The 14,822-nt window shown below is 57.8% G+C and carries 16 protein-coding genes and 1 pseudogene; 11 read left to right on the forward strand and 6 right to left on the reverse strand.

All coding sequences use genetic code 11. From position 1 onward, the window contains the following. Positions 1–4 precede the first annotated feature (4 nt). The 4 genes from AB4Z43_RS01340 to xth all read left to right on the forward strand — a co-directional run bounded on the left by AB4Z43_RS01340 (position 5) and on the right by xth (position 3,031). On the forward strand, positions 5–601 hold the full coding sequence (locus tag AB4Z43_RS01340; protein ID WP_441935460.1) for a hypothetical protein: 597 nt from the start codon (positions 5–7) through the stop codon (positions 599–601). 623 nt (positions 602–1,224) lie between these two features. Further along, a complete protein-coding gene (locus AB4Z43_RS01345; protein ID WP_441935462.1) occupies positions 1,225–1,416 on the forward strand; it encodes a DUF3606 domain-containing protein in 192 nt (63 codons plus the stop codon). 485 nt (positions 1,417–1,901) lie between these two features. After that, complete coding sequence (locus tag AB4Z43_RS01350; RefSeq protein ID WP_441935464.1) at positions 1,902–2,240, forward strand: SemiSWEET family sugar transporter; 339 nt, start codon at positions 1,902–1,904, stop codon at positions 2,238–2,240. Next, complete coding sequence (gene xth / locus AB4Z43_RS01355; protein WP_441935466.1) at positions 2,237–3,031, forward strand: exodeoxyribonuclease III; 795 nt, start codon at positions 2,237–2,239, stop codon at positions 3,029–3,031. Before AB4Z43_RS01350 ends, xth begins: the two co-directional genes overlap by 4 nt. Before the next feature lie 221 nt (positions 3,032–3,252). Here xth and AB4Z43_RS01360 read toward each other — a convergent pair whose 3' ends face one another. After that, positions 3,253–3,501 (reverse strand): DUF6894 family protein, encoded by a 249-nt coding sequence (locus AB4Z43_RS01360; RefSeq protein ID WP_441935468.1) that lies wholly within the window; start codon positions 3,499–3,501, stop codon positions 3,253–3,255. Between the two features lie 304 nt (positions 3,502–3,805). On the opposite strand from AB4Z43_RS01360, the gene AB4Z43_RS01365 reads away from it, so the two are divergent. Beyond that, a complete protein-coding gene (locus AB4Z43_RS01365; protein WP_441935470.1) occupies positions 3,806–4,141 on the forward strand; it encodes a hypothetical protein in 336 nt (111 codons plus the stop codon). 98 nt (positions 4,142–4,239) lie between these two features. Here the strand turns inward: AB4Z43_RS01365 and AB4Z43_RS01370 are convergent. Continuing rightward, positions 4,240–4,668, reverse strand: a pseudogene (locus AB4Z43_RS01370) (integrase core domain-containing protein); the annotation flags it as partial. Between the two features lie 883 nt (positions 4,669–5,551). Between AB4Z43_RS01370 and AB4Z43_RS01375 the strand changes: the two are divergent. Further along, positions 5,552–5,755 carry a hypothetical protein gene (locus tag AB4Z43_RS01375; protein WP_244497695.1) on the forward strand — a complete coding sequence of 68 codons (204 nt, stop codon included), beginning with the start codon at positions 5,552–5,554 and terminating at the stop codon, positions 5,753–5,755. A 151-nt stretch (positions 5,756–5,906) separates the two neighbouring features. After that, positions 5,907–6,548: a methyltransferase domain-containing protein gene (locus AB4Z43_RS01380; protein WP_441935472.1), complete on the forward strand. Its 642-nt coding sequence runs from the start codon at positions 5,907–5,909 to the stop codon at positions 6,546–6,548. Between the two features lie 27 nt (positions 6,549–6,575). On the opposite strand, the gene AB4Z43_RS01385 is transcribed toward AB4Z43_RS01380, so the two are convergent. Both AB4Z43_RS01385 and AB4Z43_RS01390 read right to left on the reverse strand, forming a co-directional pair. Further along, positions 6,576–7,772, reverse strand: coding sequence for a glycosyltransferase family 4 protein (locus tag AB4Z43_RS01385; RefSeq protein ID WP_441935474.1), 1,197 nt, complete (start codon positions 7,770–7,772; stop codon positions 6,576–6,578). Then, positions 7,772–8,596 (reverse strand): amidohydrolase family protein, encoded by an 825-nt coding sequence (locus tag AB4Z43_RS01390; protein WP_441935476.1) that lies wholly within the window; start codon positions 8,594–8,596, stop codon positions 7,772–7,774. The genes AB4Z43_RS01385 and AB4Z43_RS01390 overlap by 1 nt, the downstream gene beginning before the upstream one ends. A gap of 171 nt (positions 8,597–8,767) precedes the next feature. Here AB4Z43_RS01390 and AB4Z43_RS01395 point away from each other — a divergent pair, with 171 nt between their 5' ends. Genes AB4Z43_RS01395 through AB4Z43_RS01405 form a run of 3 tightly spaced genes read left to right on the forward strand, consistent with a single transcriptional unit; the run spans position 8,768 to position 12,700 of the window. Further along, positions 8,768–9,934, forward strand: coding sequence for a glycosyltransferase family 1 protein (locus AB4Z43_RS01395; RefSeq protein WP_441935478.1), 1,167 nt, complete (start codon positions 8,768–8,770; stop codon positions 9,932–9,934). Then, a complete protein-coding gene (glf, locus tag AB4Z43_RS01400) occupies positions 9,927–11,057 on the forward strand; it encodes a UDP-galactopyranose mutase (RefSeq protein WP_441935480.1) in 1,131 nt (376 codons plus the stop codon). The genes AB4Z43_RS01395 and glf overlap by 8 nt, the downstream gene beginning before the upstream one ends. Before the next feature lie 2 nt (positions 11,058–11,059). Beyond that, entirely contained in the window at positions 11,060–12,700 is a 1,641-nt protein-coding gene (locus AB4Z43_RS01405) for a hypothetical protein (RefSeq protein ID WP_441935482.1), read from the forward strand. 92 nt (positions 12,701–12,792) lie between these two features. On the opposite strand, the gene AB4Z43_RS01410 is transcribed toward AB4Z43_RS01405, so the two are convergent. Beyond that, positions 12,793–13,296 carry a YciE/YciF ferroxidase family protein gene (locus tag AB4Z43_RS01410; RefSeq protein WP_441935484.1) on the reverse strand — a complete coding sequence of 168 codons (504 nt, stop codon included), beginning with the start codon at positions 13,294–13,296 and terminating at the stop codon, positions 12,793–12,795. Positions 13,297–13,431: 135 nt separating this feature from the next. Beyond that, entirely contained in the window at positions 13,432–14,151 is a 720-nt protein-coding gene (locus AB4Z43_RS01415; protein ID WP_441935485.1) for a Crp/Fnr family transcriptional regulator, read from the reverse strand. Positions 14,152–14,228: 77 nt separating this feature from the next. On the opposite strand from AB4Z43_RS01415, the gene AB4Z43_RS01420 reads away from it, so the two are divergent. Continuing rightward, complete coding sequence (locus AB4Z43_RS01420; protein ID WP_441935487.1) at positions 14,229–14,570, forward strand: DUF6894 family protein; 342 nt, start codon at positions 14,229–14,231, stop codon at positions 14,568–14,570. Positions 14,571–14,822 lie beyond the last annotated feature (252 nt).

Genomic DNA, 14,822 nt, shown 5'->3' on the forward strand with positions numbered 1-14,822 from the left:
CCAGATGAAAACCGTAACCGGACTGTTCGACAATTATGACGATGCCAATGATGCCGTAGGCGAACTCGTGGCCACCGGCGTCCCGCGCGATGACATCAGCATTGTGGCCAACAATGCGACCGGCTGGCACAAGGATGAGGAGAGCGAAGCCGGCGAGGACGCGGCCACTGGTGCTGGCGTGGGCGCCGTCATTGGCGGCGCCGGCGGCCTGGCAACAGGCCTCGGCCTGATGGCCATTCCTGGGGTGGGACCTGTGGTTGCAGCCGGGTGGTTGGCTGCCACTGCTGTCGGCGCGGTTGGCGGGGCCGTGGTCGGTGGTGCAGCAGGGGGCATCATCGGCGCCATGACAAACGCCGGCGTCCCTGAAAACGACGCCCATGTCTATGCCGAAGGCGTTCGTCGCGGCGGGACGATGGTCACGGCCAAGGTCGACGATAATCTTGCGCCGAATGCCGAACAAATCCTCAAGCAATACAATTCGGTCGACGTCGCTGGCAGACGCAATGAATACGAGGCTGGCGGCTGGACCGGTTTCGACCCGAACGCCGACGTCTATAGCGGAGAAGACCTACAGCGGGATAGACGTGGACGCGATCTTTGATGTGACACTCGCAAGGGGCCAAGGCCGCCTTGCTCCTTTCAGATCCGCTCATCGCTCATCAGCGGGAGCGTGAATTTACGTGCTCTAAGCGGCTGCAATCCCGCAGCCGAGCCGTGGCTAGGAGCAGGGTTCAATTCTATGAGCGTAAACAAGTCGAACGATTCAAGTCGCGTCGTAAAAGGGCAAGAGCTTGAGATCGACCATCTTACACAGGTCGCATCAATAACACCGAGGCAGGCACGCAGGCTTCTTCAAAAGCACGGCGCCGACTGGCCCAAACTCAAGCGGGAAGCAGAAGCACTAAAACCAAAGACTGACGATATTTAACGTCAGCAGCCGCGTCAGTCCAACACCGTCGATAAGATGGAAAATGGCCTTGGYCTCGCCCGGCTTTAGCTTCTGGATACGTCTGTCAGGTTCGACGATATCTTGTATATATGCGTCGCACTTCCACGTCTCGACAAGATGCGCCCCAAGAGCCCGGCGGGTGTCATGATATGAGTAGCCTCACGAATCCGGGGTCCAAGTCAGCGTCAAAAAATCTGCCAGCCCGCCAATGAGATAGATTGAAACAAATCGCCTCGAATGGCGTTTCCGTCGATCGCTTTGTATGGAGGAACAAAATGGCTGATGATAAGAGCAAACGAGACTTTCGCGACCGCGATCGTGTATCGGCTGACGAGGACTACGAGGTCGAATATTTCGCCAGCAAGACAGGCATCACCCCCCAGCAAGTGAGGGAACTCATCGCAAAGCACGGCAACAGCCGTGAGATACTGGAAAGGGAAGCACTGGCGCTGAGAGGCCGAGCCTGAGGTAGGTGTTGAACTGGCCAGTCCTGTTGGTTGCGTTGCGTATTTGCGCAGCCCGATCGATCCCAAAAATTGGCTTGTGAGGGATCCTCGCCTCGCCGCGTTCCTTTTGTTAATTTTTTCTATTGGGACGTTCGCTAAACTCTAGGTGCGGGGGGGCAAGCTGATGGAAAACTTTCGGGTCGAATTGATGAATGGCAAAAAGGTCGTGCGAAGCCTTTCAGTTGCGGCGCAAAGCCATGTGCATGCGGTGGTTAAGACCGTCCCTAAGCCTATGATGCCCGGGAAAGCATCCGGAAAACCGTGGATTAGGGTAAGACCCGCTGCGGGCGGAAAAACCAGCGCGTTTCACGTTATTGAGCAGGCGGAAAAGTAACCGAAAACCCTATTCCCGGAATGGGTCTGCAGCTTAGGCGGGAAGCTCCGGCGCCTGCTTGCGCGACAGCTGGCACGCATGTCCGAAGACCAGCTTCATTAGGGCGGCACGCATGAACGCAGTCACGCTTATTGGTTACCTCGCAACTGTCTGCTCCATGACCAGCTTTACACCACAGGCTTGGAAGATCATCAAAACGCGAGACACAGGCGGGATCTCCGCGCCGACGTATGGAATCACGGTTTTGGGTTTTGCCCTGTGGTTGGCTTTTGGCATGATTAAGCTGGAATGGCCCATAATCATAACCAACGGCGTCTGCCTTTTGCTGTCAGCCTTCATCTTTACGATGACGGTTCTACCTCGCGATGAGAAGGATGCAGTCGCCGACGTTCTTGATCCGGATCATCAACGCGCATCCAGAACTCAACAGGGCAATAAGAGGTCCGCATGACCCGTATTGCAACTTTCAATGTAAACGGCGTCAACGGTCGACTGCCAGTACTTCTCAGATGGCTGGATGAAGCCAAGTGCGACATCGTTTGCCTTCAGGAACTCAAAACATCTGACGAAAAGTTTCCGTTGGATGCGATCAGCCACGCTGGATACGGCGTTATCTGGCACGGCCAGAAGTCCTACAACGGCGTTGCAATCCTTGCCCGCGGGACGGATCCCGTAGAACGCCGACGCGGTCTGCCTGGCGATCCCGATGATACGCATAGCCGCTACATCGAGGCCGACGTAAATGGGCTTGTGATCGGCTGTCTCTACTTGCCTAATGGCAATCCAGCGCCCGGTCCCAAGTTCGATTATAAGCTCGGCTGGTTTGAGAGGCTTATCAGCTACGGTCAGTCTTTGCTTAAAGCCGGCAGGCCAACTGTGCTCTGCGGAGATTACAATGTGGTTCCGACCGCACTCGATGCGGTCGTGCCGAGGCGATGGACCGGCGACGCGGTGTACTTCCCCGAAAGCAGGGACGCCTACAGCCGGATGCTTGCTGAAGGATGGATCGATGCCGTTCGTCACACTCATCCAGGGAACGCCATCTACACCTACTGGAACTTCTCCTATCGAGGCGGATACGACCGGAGTTCAGGACTTCGAATGGACCATCTCCTGGTGAGCCCTTCCCTCTCTTCCCATTTGCGCAGTGCCGGCGTCGATGTGGAGACACGCGGATGGGAGAAACCAAGCGATCACGCGCCGGCCTGGATCGAGATCGATGAGCAGAACGGCCGAAGCTGAACGGTGCGCAATGCTATATGGCATCCGCAAATTCCGCATCAGTTCCCCACTCTCACGACGGGTCAAGCGACATTTCTGGGCTTCAGGTCGCATGGAGGGCCGCAAAGAAGATCGTCGAGCAATGCCCGCGCCAGACCAAGCAACAACGACGAGCGGTATCGGCAGGTCCACACCTCAAGCCGCGACCAGCCTAAAAACGTGACGTCCTTACGGTCGCCGGGTTAATGGCTTGCCATGGAAGGATGGCCCGGTGCATCCCTCCATTCAAGCGTGATGGTAAGGTGCAGATGGTGTCGGCCTGCTTCATCACAAACGTTGAATTCGAAGGCACGCTTGGTGCCGTCCGGATGTGATTCCCTCATGATCGCTGCAACGGCCCGAAGTCCTGCCTCACGCGCGTCGTGCACGTCGACAAGATCGTTTGGATCAGCGATATCGGCATCCGGCACGTCGAAGAAATATCTCGCCATAGCCGTCTAATTTGCGGAATTGGAAAAGGTTCAATGTTGAATTTTTTCCGACCGCACGCACGAGCGATCCGCAAGGGTACCCCTTTGAACGAACAATTCGAACGGCAATGCCACTTCTTGGCACGTCGGAAGTTGTCCTGCTGTTCCAAGAATTGGCTGGGTCTCTCATTGGCCGGAACCTTTGAGACCAGTCAAGGTTGAACTGACGTACTACGTTTCATCGGTCCCTGCCGCTGGCCAAGATGTTCCTCGGCCGGCCCGCCTGTGGCAGGCAAGGGACAGACTTCTTTCCCCGAGGTGTCCTATGACGAACAACGTTCCCGAGAACCAAGCCCGACAAGGCCCTCTTGGCAGGCCCGTCCTTGTTGTGCTCATAGCCGCGCTGCTGCTAGCCATTGCCGCCTGGGGTGTCGCCGAAATCTATGGCGTGGTCATCAAAGGACCGTCGACAGACCAGCAAGACAGCCAGGCGCATGCGAGCACCAGTCCAAACCCGGCCTCGACTGATCCAGTTCAATCTCAGTCTGACAACAGCCAGCCGATAGACCAAAATCCCAAGGTGGACAAGAATCCAACACCGCAGTCCAGCACAGGCGGTGACCAGCAAGGGGTGCAGCCCTCACAACCCGCGGCACATTGATGATTAAATCGGGTCCACCGACGCCGACTATCGTCGTTAAGTTCTCTCCGCATTGAATCGGTGCGGGCTCTGATCCGCAGGGATCCGCGCGACTGGGTGTTTGGTCCCAACATGTCATGGGTTGGGGTTCGATTGAAGGTTTCCGGCTTTTTGTCACTGAGTTGCCGGATGGCTTCGAAAGGGGTTTTGAATCGCAGCGCCTTGAGCTGCTTGGCATAGTTGTAGGCTAGCAGCCAGTCCCTGACGTGACGACGGAGGTCGATGATTGAGGCGTAGTGGAAGGATCTAACGGTCGCGTCTTTGATCGTCCTGACCATTCGCTCAGCCTGGCCATTGGTCCATGGGTGGTAGGGCTTGGTCCGACGATGCTCGATACCATTCTCTACGCATACGGCGCCGAAGATATGATCGACGAACCCACGTCCAGTACGCTTGTCATGCTGCACGAACTGCACCCCGTTATCCGTGAGCACGGTGTGGATTTTATAGGGTACCGTTTTGACCAAAGCCTTGAGGATCGCTGTAGCTCTGCTCGAACGGCGTGCGTGGTCTTGGCGCTGCCGTGAAGAAATTGGCCCATAGGGTTTCCCTCTGTGATCGCGACAACAATACGCCATCACACTCTGGGACTAAACACCTAGTCGATGTCGAGGAGGTTTATCAACCGGCCTGCTTGCCGCTGTGCGACCGCGTCTTTGAAAGCCACTGCAGCGGCATCGCATGCCGGCCTGGATGGCCCATAGAGATTTAGAATGATCACAGCGGACTTCTCGGACAAGGCGTGCTTCGATGCGAATTCATCTGCGCCGTATTGCCCCGTCCGCTCGTGTGACCTTCGGCCCTGCATTGCCCGTTCCTCGATCGCCAAGGTGGATCGGCGATCACAAAATTCGCGCGCATTGCGGCAAACGTCAAGACTTTAGCCGGCCGGCTTTTGCAACGGTAGTTGACCAATGACAATCGCTCACCGTCTGTTGAACCGCGAGATACCGGTTGCTTAGGCAATTCGCTCTATTGGACATCGGGCCCACCCATGCGGTGAACGCTTCCCTCAGTGCATCTAAGCCAACAAGCCGCCAACAAGGGGCGACGTTACAGACCGACCTTGACGCGTCGAGACGAGCGTCCAATTCGCACAACTGCGCGATCTTTTCCTCAGTCGAAAGCATTACGTCTTCAGCTATCTTTTGAGCCTTGGTCTCGGCGAACATCACCATACCGAAGTGTCCTCAAGTGGAGGTCATCGGCAACGTTGATCGGTTACGGACGTTCCACAGCCTCGGTCGCAAATCGACGTCCGCCATAAAGCGACGCATCGCGCGAGCCTGCTCGATTTGAACGACATCAAGCCTGCTCCTGGAGGGAACAAATCATCTCCCGGAAAATTCCTATTAGGCATTTCTGAAATGCTTGAACGAGGAGGAAATGATGGGGTTTTTTGGGAAGTATTTTTCCGGCCTCTTGGGCAAAAAGGAACAGCCAGAAAAGCGCAGCGGCGACATGCGTAAGGCGACCGGCGCTGGTCCCGCTTTGGCAGCTCACTCAAAGGACGCAAAGACAACGGCTCCCAGCGGTCAAAATGCGACGGCAGCGAGGAAGAAAGCGGATGGCTGATCCAGAAGGACTCCGCGGAGATGCCTCACCGTTGTGCCAGCGATCTGCCCCCAGGTCGGGTGGGCCTGAACGGTGCGACCCGGTACGATCCTTGCTGCGCTACGCCCCTGCGGTTTAATCACACATGCGAACTATCCCGGCGCCCGGTACGGTGGTTTTTGGAGACCTCGGCGATGTCGAGCCCCTAAGCCGTAAATTTGGCGGCGATCGCGGCACGCCACTTGACCGTTACTACATCGAGAGTTTCCTACAGCGTCATGCGGGGGACATTCGAGGACGCGTCGCGGAGATCGGCGACAATGTCTACACGCTCCGTTTTGGTTTGGCACGAGTCGTCACTTCCGACATTATCGACTCACCCGAAAGCGCCAATCCTCAGGCCACGATTTGCATCGATCTCCAGAACGAGAAAGCCGTGGAGGCCGGGCGCCTTGACTGCATCATCGTGACCCAGACGCTGCACATGATCTACGACGTGCGTGGTGCAATTACTACGATCCATCGCGCCTTGGCACCAGGTGGCGTCGTGTTGGCGACGGTACCAGGCATCACTCCCATCGACGCGCAGGACGGGCCAGAAAAATGGTTCTGGGCCATGACACAGAGTGCCGCACGACGCCTGTTCGTGGAAAGGTTCGGGGCCGCCGGAGTGGAGGTACAGCAATTCGGCAACGTGCTTGCCGCCACAGCCTTTCTGCAAGGCCTCTCATTCGAGGAGATGGACCGCGCAAGCCTTGACGTTGTTGATCCGCTCTACCCTGTCATTACCGGAATCAGGGCCACCAAATTCTGATCCTGCTGTGCTCGTGCTATCCTGAGGTCAGGGAACGGAGTGGAGGCGCGCCTTGTCGGTACGAGGTTCCAGCAACTGACGGAAAATATGGCTCGTCATAGTGGCCGACTGACGGATATCGAAGCTGGATTGCGCCCGCCTCACGCTCGCGCCAGCCATCGACTTTAGCCTGGCGGGATTGGATAGCAGCGAGATTGCCGCCAGGGCAACACCTTCCCAGTCGCCGGGATATTCCGAGACGATGCCGGGCCATTCGGTGGTTCCTATAAGAATCCCGGTCTCCCCCGCAGAGACGATTTCCGGGACGCCGCCGACGCCGATAGCCACGACCGGCACGCCAGATGCCATAGCCTCCAGAATGGTAAGCGGCATCGCGTCAGCGCGCGACGTATGCAACAGCAAATCTAGGGCCGGATAGATCCGATGGGGTTCGCGCGCGAGCCCGACCATATGGATGCGCGACTCGAGTCCCGCACGACGAATTGTGGCGGTCAGATCCTTTTCCATCGACCCCGTGCCAACCACTGCGAAGTGCACCTCGGGCCGCCTTTGCAGTATGAATTCGGCTGCTTTGAGGAATTTGTCGGGGCCCTTTTCCCAGGCCAGCCTGCCAACGAACCCGACCAACATATCGTCAGGGGCGACGTTGATCGTTTGCCGGAATTCCAAGGGGTCAGCCGACATCGGATGATACACTGCGAGATCGACCCCGTTAGGAACGAGACTTACATTCCCACGCGACAATCCCACCGCAAGTGCTTGCGACCAGGCTTCGCGGCACACCACGATGGTATGGCTTCCGGTTGCGCGCGCCACACTGATTTCCTGCGGATGCAAGCTCATCCCATGCAGCGTGGCAACTGTCGGCGTCGCGCTCAGTCGGCCGGCCATTGCAGCCACGGTATGCGCGTTCATCAGGTGAGCGTGGAGCAGGTCGATACCGGTTTCGCGAACGAGCGTGCAGATGAGTTCGATTGTCTTCCAAGGTGGATCGTCACGCAGGGGCGCAATGTAGACGTCCCTGCCCTCAGACCGCAGCAATGCGGTGTAAGGGCTTTCATACGGGCACAGGAGCGAGACTTTGAACTCGTTCGAGGGCAGGTTCGCAGCCAGATTGCGCACGTAATTTTCCATGCCGCCAACAATGGCGTTGCCCAAGACCTCAAGGATATGCGCGCGCTCATCGGTCTGGCCGCCTGGCAGGACACGCGGGGTCCGGGCCATCAGTTTCCTCCTTGCGACGGGCGCAGCCTCAGCCAATCCATTGCCGTACCCGACATGATAGCAATTCGGTCATCGGCTGCGACGTCGAGTTGATCTAGAATAGCCGTGACCTCGTCAATCGCCGCGTGGATATGGGCCCCGCTGCACGGCAAGAAACGGTCGCTGCCGAATTGCAGTGAGCGTGGGCCGATCACGTCGATCGCCCTGCGAAAGACCTCGCCGCGGTAGATCGGAGGCGGTCCAAAGGACAGGTCGAAGCGAAACTGGCTCTCGGCTGGCTCGACGCCATTGATCCGATCGATAACGCCAACTGCGTTGGCTTCGTCACACCATGGCCAGCCAAGGTGAGCCAAGGTGACGCGAAGGCCGGGGTGATCGCGAACCGCCTCGTAGAAGGATGGCCGGCAGAACCGGCCAGATCGGCCGTCAATGAAAATTCCGCTATGAAACAGGATGGGAAGATCTAGCTTTGCGGCGACCGCGTATACACGGTGAGCGCACTCATCATAGGGATACCATCCGGTCGGAACCATTTTCAGCGCGCGAATACCGGGGAGCGCAGCTGCCTCCTCAAGATCGTCGGCTGCTTGGGGATGCAGCGGATTGACAACCGCGAACCCGATGAGCCGATCCGTGTGGCCTTTGACAAGCTCGGAAAGGTACCGGTTGCCAGCGCGCAGCGACTCCCGGTCATTAAGCGAATAGGGTGGTGTCAGGAACGGCGCCAGCAGGAACGCGATATCCACGCCCGCATCGTCAAGTGATTGCAGTACATCCGCCGTTGTCTCGCGGCCCGACGTATGAAGATGTGCATCGACGATCATTGGCGCCTCCCCGCCGACAACTTACGGAGGCGAGGCCCGTTCCAGCCATAACGAGAAATCGTGGCGCCTTTGATGTTCGGCTAAGAAAGACAAAATTCCGCGTTACCGTGGAACCCGATCTGCGAACGGAGCTTGATCCACCATAAGCCAACCCTAATGCGGATTGTTGCAATGGATCAGACTGTATCCAACCCCTTGCTCGTGCCTTTTGACAACCCACTCCTGATATGTTTTTCCCACCTGCGGTGGGACTTTGTTTTTCAACGCCCGCAGCATTTGATGACGCGCGCCGCGGCCGACTACGCCGTTGTGTTCTTCGAGGAACCCCTGTTCGAGCCTGTTCAGATGCCTATTCTGCGCCGCAAGGCGGTGGCGCCAGGCCTGGAAGTTGTGACGCCAATACTGCCGCAGTGTCACTCCGGAATTGAGGTCGACAGAGCTATCGCCATTCTGCTTGAGAATCTCGTCGCAGGCATCGAGCACGACCAGTTGTTGACTTGGTACTACACCCCGATGGCCCTGAAGTTCACCGATGCGCTGCAGGAGGATGTCTGCGTCTATGACTGCATGGACGAACTTTCTGCCTTCAAAAACGCGCCTCCTGAACTCGAGCGACTGGAAGAGCAGCTCTTTGGCAAGGCCGACGTCGTGTTCACCGGTGGAATGAGCCTTTATGAGTCCAAGCGCCGCCGGCATCCCTCCGTCCACGCGTTTCCAAGCAGCATTGACACGGCACACTTCCATCAGGCGCGCCGGCCTCAGGCAGACCCTGCAGATCAGCAGAGCATTGCGCATCCCCGCGTCGGCTTCTTCGGAGTCATCGACGAGCGGTTCGATATTGACCTCATGGCTCGAACCGCTGCAGCGATGCCTACCGTCCAGTTCGTCACGATCGGTCCAGTGGTCAAGATCGACCCGGCCACCCTGCCCGCCGGCTCAAACATTCATTGGTTGGGCGCCAAGCGGTATGCCGAGTTGCCCGGATACATGGCCGGTTGGGACGTAGGGTGGATGCCTTTCGCCTTGAACGATGCGACGCGTTATATCAGTCCGACGAAGACCCCTGAATTCCTTGCCAGCGGACTGCCTGTAGTATCGACTGCAATCGTTGATGTGGTGGAAACCTACGGCCGTCGCGGCTTGGTCGACATTGCTGACGCAGGCTCGATGCCAGCCGCCCTCGATGCCGCTCTGCGAAAGGGCTGTGAAACGGCCAAGGTCGACGCGTTCCTTTCAGGAATGTCTTGGGACACGACCTGGAGCACAATGCACGATTTGCTCAAGCCTGCGAAGGTTTTGCGTCATCAGGAATTCAGGAGCTTGGTCGACCATGTTTGATTGGCTTGTTGTCGGCGCAGGTTTTGCCGGAAGCGTTTTGGCAGAGCGCCTGGCCAGTCAGCGCGGAGAGACAGTGCTGGTCGTCGACCGTCGCAGTCACATCGGCGGCAACGCTTTCGATTGGTACGATGAAGCCGGTATTCTTGTGCATCGGTATGGGCCCCACATCTTCCACACCAATGCTGAGGCCATTGTCGCCTACCTGTCCCAATTCACGGCGTGGCATCCCTATGAGCACCGTGTGCTGGCAAAGGTAGATGGTCAGCTTTTGCCAATCCCGATCAATCTGGACACGATCAACCGCCTCTATGGCCTCGACCTGACCTCCGACCAGATGGAGCGGTTTTTGGCCGAACGCAGGGAGAGCGTGGAAGAGATCCGCAGCGCCGAGGACGTGGTCGTGGGAACGGTGGGGCGGGAGCTCTACGAGAAGTTCTTCCAAGGCTACACGCGAAAACAGTGGGGCGTCGACCCCTCGCAACTGAGCAAGTCAGTGACCGCGCGCGTGCCGACACGAACCAATCGTGATGACAGGTATTTCGCCGACACGTTCCAGAGCATGCCGGCGGGCGGGTACACACGCATGTTTCAACGGATGCTGGCCCATCCCAATATCAAGGTGATGCTGCAAACTGACTATCGCGAGGTTCGAGAAGTCATCCCCTATCGCCGCCTCATCTATACCGGTCCAATCGATGAATTTTTCGACTTCAGGCTGGGGAAATTGCCGTACCGATCGTTGCGTTTTGAGCACGTCACACTCGACACGCCACGGTTTCAGCCGGTCGCCGTCGTCAACTACCCGCAGACCGAGGCCTTCACCAGGGTCACGGAATACAAGCATATGACGGGACAGCACCATCCGCAAACCAGCCTGACCTACGAATATCCGACCGATGACGGCGATCCTTATTATCCGGTGCCCCGCGCCGAGAATGAAGTGCTTTACAAGCGATATGAGGCACTCGCTGCCCAGCAAACCGATGCGATTTTCGTCGGTCGGCTGGCAACCTACCGCTACTACAATATGGACCAGGTGATCGGTCAGGCGCTGGCGGCGTTCAATCGCATTCAGAAGACGGGCGCGCCGGAACTATCCCTTGCCAAGGGCGCGGCGGGATAGTCATGGTGGAAGTTTGGGGCGGTATTGAATGCAGTGTGGTTCGCGTCGGTGGCGTGATCCGCGATCAGCTCGCCGAAACCGGCCATTCAAACCGCATCGAGGATTTAGACCTCGTCGCTTCCCTTGGCATCAAAACGCTTCGATATCCTGCGTTGTGGGAACACGTCGAGGTAGTGGAGGGGCGGGATGACTGGAGCTGGCACGACGAGCGATATCAAAGGATGCGCCGTCTCGGCATCAGTCCAATCGCAGCCCTTATCCACCACGGGAGCGGGCCATCCTGGACGTCCATCCTCGCGCCGGATTTTGCAGAACGCCTCGCGGCGTTTGGAGGGCGGCTTGCTCTTCGGTACCCCTGGGTAAAGACTTTCACGCCGATCAACGAACCGATGGCAACCGCCCGTCTAAGCGGCCTTTATGGGTTTTGGCATCCGAACCGCGCTGACGAGCCAAGTTGCCTGCGGCTTCTTGTTGCCCAGTGCCGTGCGATAGCCATGACAATGCTGGCTATCCGAAAGGTCATCCCCGATGCCCGCCTTCTGCAGACCGAGGATTTCGGAAAGATTTTTGCGACGCCAAAGCTGGCATACCAGGCTGAGTACGAGAATGGCCGGCGATGGTTATCGCTGGATCTGCTTTGTGGGCATGTCGACGCGCGCCATCCGTTCCATGGGCGCCTCCTCGACGCTGGTATCGATCCTGACCATTTGGCCGATTTGGAGGCTGCGCCCTGCCCTCCGGACCTTATCGGCGTTGATTATTACCTCACCAGCGACAGGTTCCTCGAGCATCGTGTCGAACGGCATCCTCGAGAACCCGTTGGCGGTAACGGCACAGAACCTTATGTCGACGTCGCCGCTTTCCGCGCCGGCGTACCGGCCGGTGCACTCGGATTTGCCTCCCGCCTGCGTGAGGTGTGGCGCCGCTACGCCCTGCCGGTGGCAATCGGAGAAGTGCACAACGCTTGCACCCGTGAGGAACAGCTGCGCTGGTTCATGGAGGGATGGCAGGGTGCAGTCGAATGCGCGGCTGAGGGCATTGACGTACGTGCCGTCACGGCTTGGTCACTGTTCGGCGCCGTGGATTGGAATTCCATGATGATGCGCGAGGATGGGTACTACGAATGTGGGGTGTTCGATGTGAGGGCAGACCTTCCGCGCAGAACAATTATGGCTGATGCCATCTCGGCCTTGGTGAATAAGCAGTCGTTCGGCCATCCCGTGCTTGCACAGACGGGCTGGTGGCGTGCGCCGCGCAAGAGGTTGGGAAAATCGCCGACAATCCGGCTCCGAGGATTTGACCGGCGGCTATCGATCCTGGGAGAATGTTGCAGCCGCCGGCGACTTCCAGCCAGAGCCGCATCCCAGCAGGCAGGATCGCCGAATGCATGGGTTGAGCTGAGCATAGGGGACAGCGGAGGCAGCTTACCAGTTGTCTTGTTTGCCAGCTATTGCTCCGGCAAGACTATCTCGCTCGCGGTGCGTGACGGTGTGGACTGGGTTGCCGCCTGCGACGCGTTCCTCGACCTTGTGATCGACGGACTTACCGGGACCTACGAGTTGGTTGCCGCAAATCGCGACAACCAGTACCGGGTCGCCGAACACCCGCCACCACATACCTCTGCCACGGCACATCAGCGCTGATCCATCCTGGTAACATTGCCGGCCGGAGCTATTGACCTGCCTAAAAAAAGCGCGGCGGCGGGGAACGGTGATCCGCCGCCGCGCCTGGGATTTTATGGTGCTTGGCGGTTCACGCCGCTTTCGGCCATTTCGGTCAGTTTCTGGTCCGTCGCCCGCTCTTCCTCAAGCGTCTCCGCCAATATCCTGGCAGAGTCTTCATGTCCCAATTCCTTGGCCCAGGCGATCAGCGTTCCGTAGCGGGTCATCTCGTAGTGTTCGACCGCTTGCGCCGATGCAATCAAAGCCGCATCCAGCACCTGTTTGTCATCAACGTCACCGCTCACGTCGTCGGCTTCCTCAAGGATGCCGTCGATGGCCGGGCAATCGACGCCTTTCACGGCTTCGCCATGAATTTCAAATACCTGTTCAAGGCGGACGATATGCTCCCTCGTTTGTTCGAGGTGCTCTTCGAAGCCAGCTTTCAGGTCGGGGTCGGTCGCCTTTTTGACCATCTTGGGCAGTGATTTTTCGATCTGCTGCTCGGCATAGTAGATGTCCTGCAATGTGTGCACGAACAGGTCATTGAGCGTTTTGATGTCCTTGGAGAAAAATCCCATGGCGTTATCCTTTTTTTGTTCCAGTGGCAGTTGACACACACAGGCGACGGCGCGGGGGCGACCGCGGTTCAGCGCGTATCAGGGCGGCAACGTGCAATAAATGCCACGGTTCCGTTGCTGAGGTGATGGCGCCGGTTAGCGCGGATCTCGCACCATACTGAGGTAGGTCGGATCAAATTCCGCAATCTCCTGGAGGCGCTCCCAGTCGACAATCGTCAACGACTGATCCGCCCAGGTGATGGCGCCGAGCTTGCGAAGTTCGCCCACTATGCGATTCATATGAACGACCGACAGTCCCAAGACGTCGGCGAGTTCCGTTTGCGTTATCGGCAGGCGAAAACTCAGGCCAGTTGTGCGATTCACCACCTTCAACCGGACGTAAAGTTCGCAGATGAGATGGGCCAGATGGGAGATCTTTGACCGGCGTCCCATAGCAACGATCCATTCCCGATGGATCGCCCCGTCGACCAGCGTGTCCAACCAGAGAAGGCGCGTGAGATGTGGCGCGGTCTCCGTAATCTTTCGCAGCCGGTTATGATCGGCGAAAAGCACACGACAAGCCGACAAGGCGATAATGCCATGGTCCATGGTTTTGAGCAGGAAAGCGTGAAGGTCGACGAAATCGCCCGGCACCTGAAGCGACGTGAATTGTCGGCCGCCGTCCTCCAGCACTTTGTAGCGCGCTGCCAGTCCTTCGACCAGCAGGGTGCTGTAGGTCGGACGGGATCCGGCAGCCACCAGATCCTGGCCGATGGCGAAATCACGTCCGGTTGATATCGCCTGCGTTAGCAAAGCCCGTTCGGAATCTGACACAACATCGTGTTGTTCAAGCTGCAAAAAAAGCGATTCAAGCATCACGGCTTTCGCGGCTTAGGCGGAGATTGCCGCCTTGGCGGATCAACCCGGAAGAGCTGCAAGGCCGCCAACTCCAAATGCATTCGCCGGAACAATCTGATGTATTTTTTACCGAAACGCCAGCAGTGAAGGAACCACGATTCATCGAGGAGATTTATCTGATCTCTTGGGGTGGTCTCTCAATGAACCGATATTTTTTCGATGTTTACAACAGTGACGGCCAGGTTCTCGACGATGACGGCCAATTATTCGAGTCGCGCGACCGCGCCCGAGCCGAGGCCCTGCGAATCCTGCACGACATAGCGCGCGATGAGATGCCTGACCGCGACCTGGTCAAGCTTACAGTGAAGGTCAGGAGTGATGGCGGGGCACAGATGTTCGAAGCGTCTCTGATCCTGACATCGGGCTGGAGTGCTTAGGATCGTGGCACAGTCGCGCCGGGATGTTAGCAGCCACGACGAAGATGGCGGCGATCCGTTGTTGCCAGAGCCTTGCGAGAGGCCTTGCATAATCCAGCACCCAACGCTTCTAAGGCGTAGGCTCCCGGCACCACCACACCAGTCGCGTCCTAAGTTGTTCCGAGAGTTTTCCTTCGGCCATTTTTCGCGGAAAGAATGGACGAAATGGAACTTCATCGCGCTGTCGCAGTTCGGTCACTGATGTAGAAAAAA

Origin of the sequence: Mesorhizobium sp. 2RAF45 (assembly GCF_052115225.1) — a bacterium.
Lineage (GTDB): Bacteria > Pseudomonadota > Alphaproteobacteria > Rhizobiales > Rhizobiaceae > Mesorhizobium > Mesorhizobium jarvisii.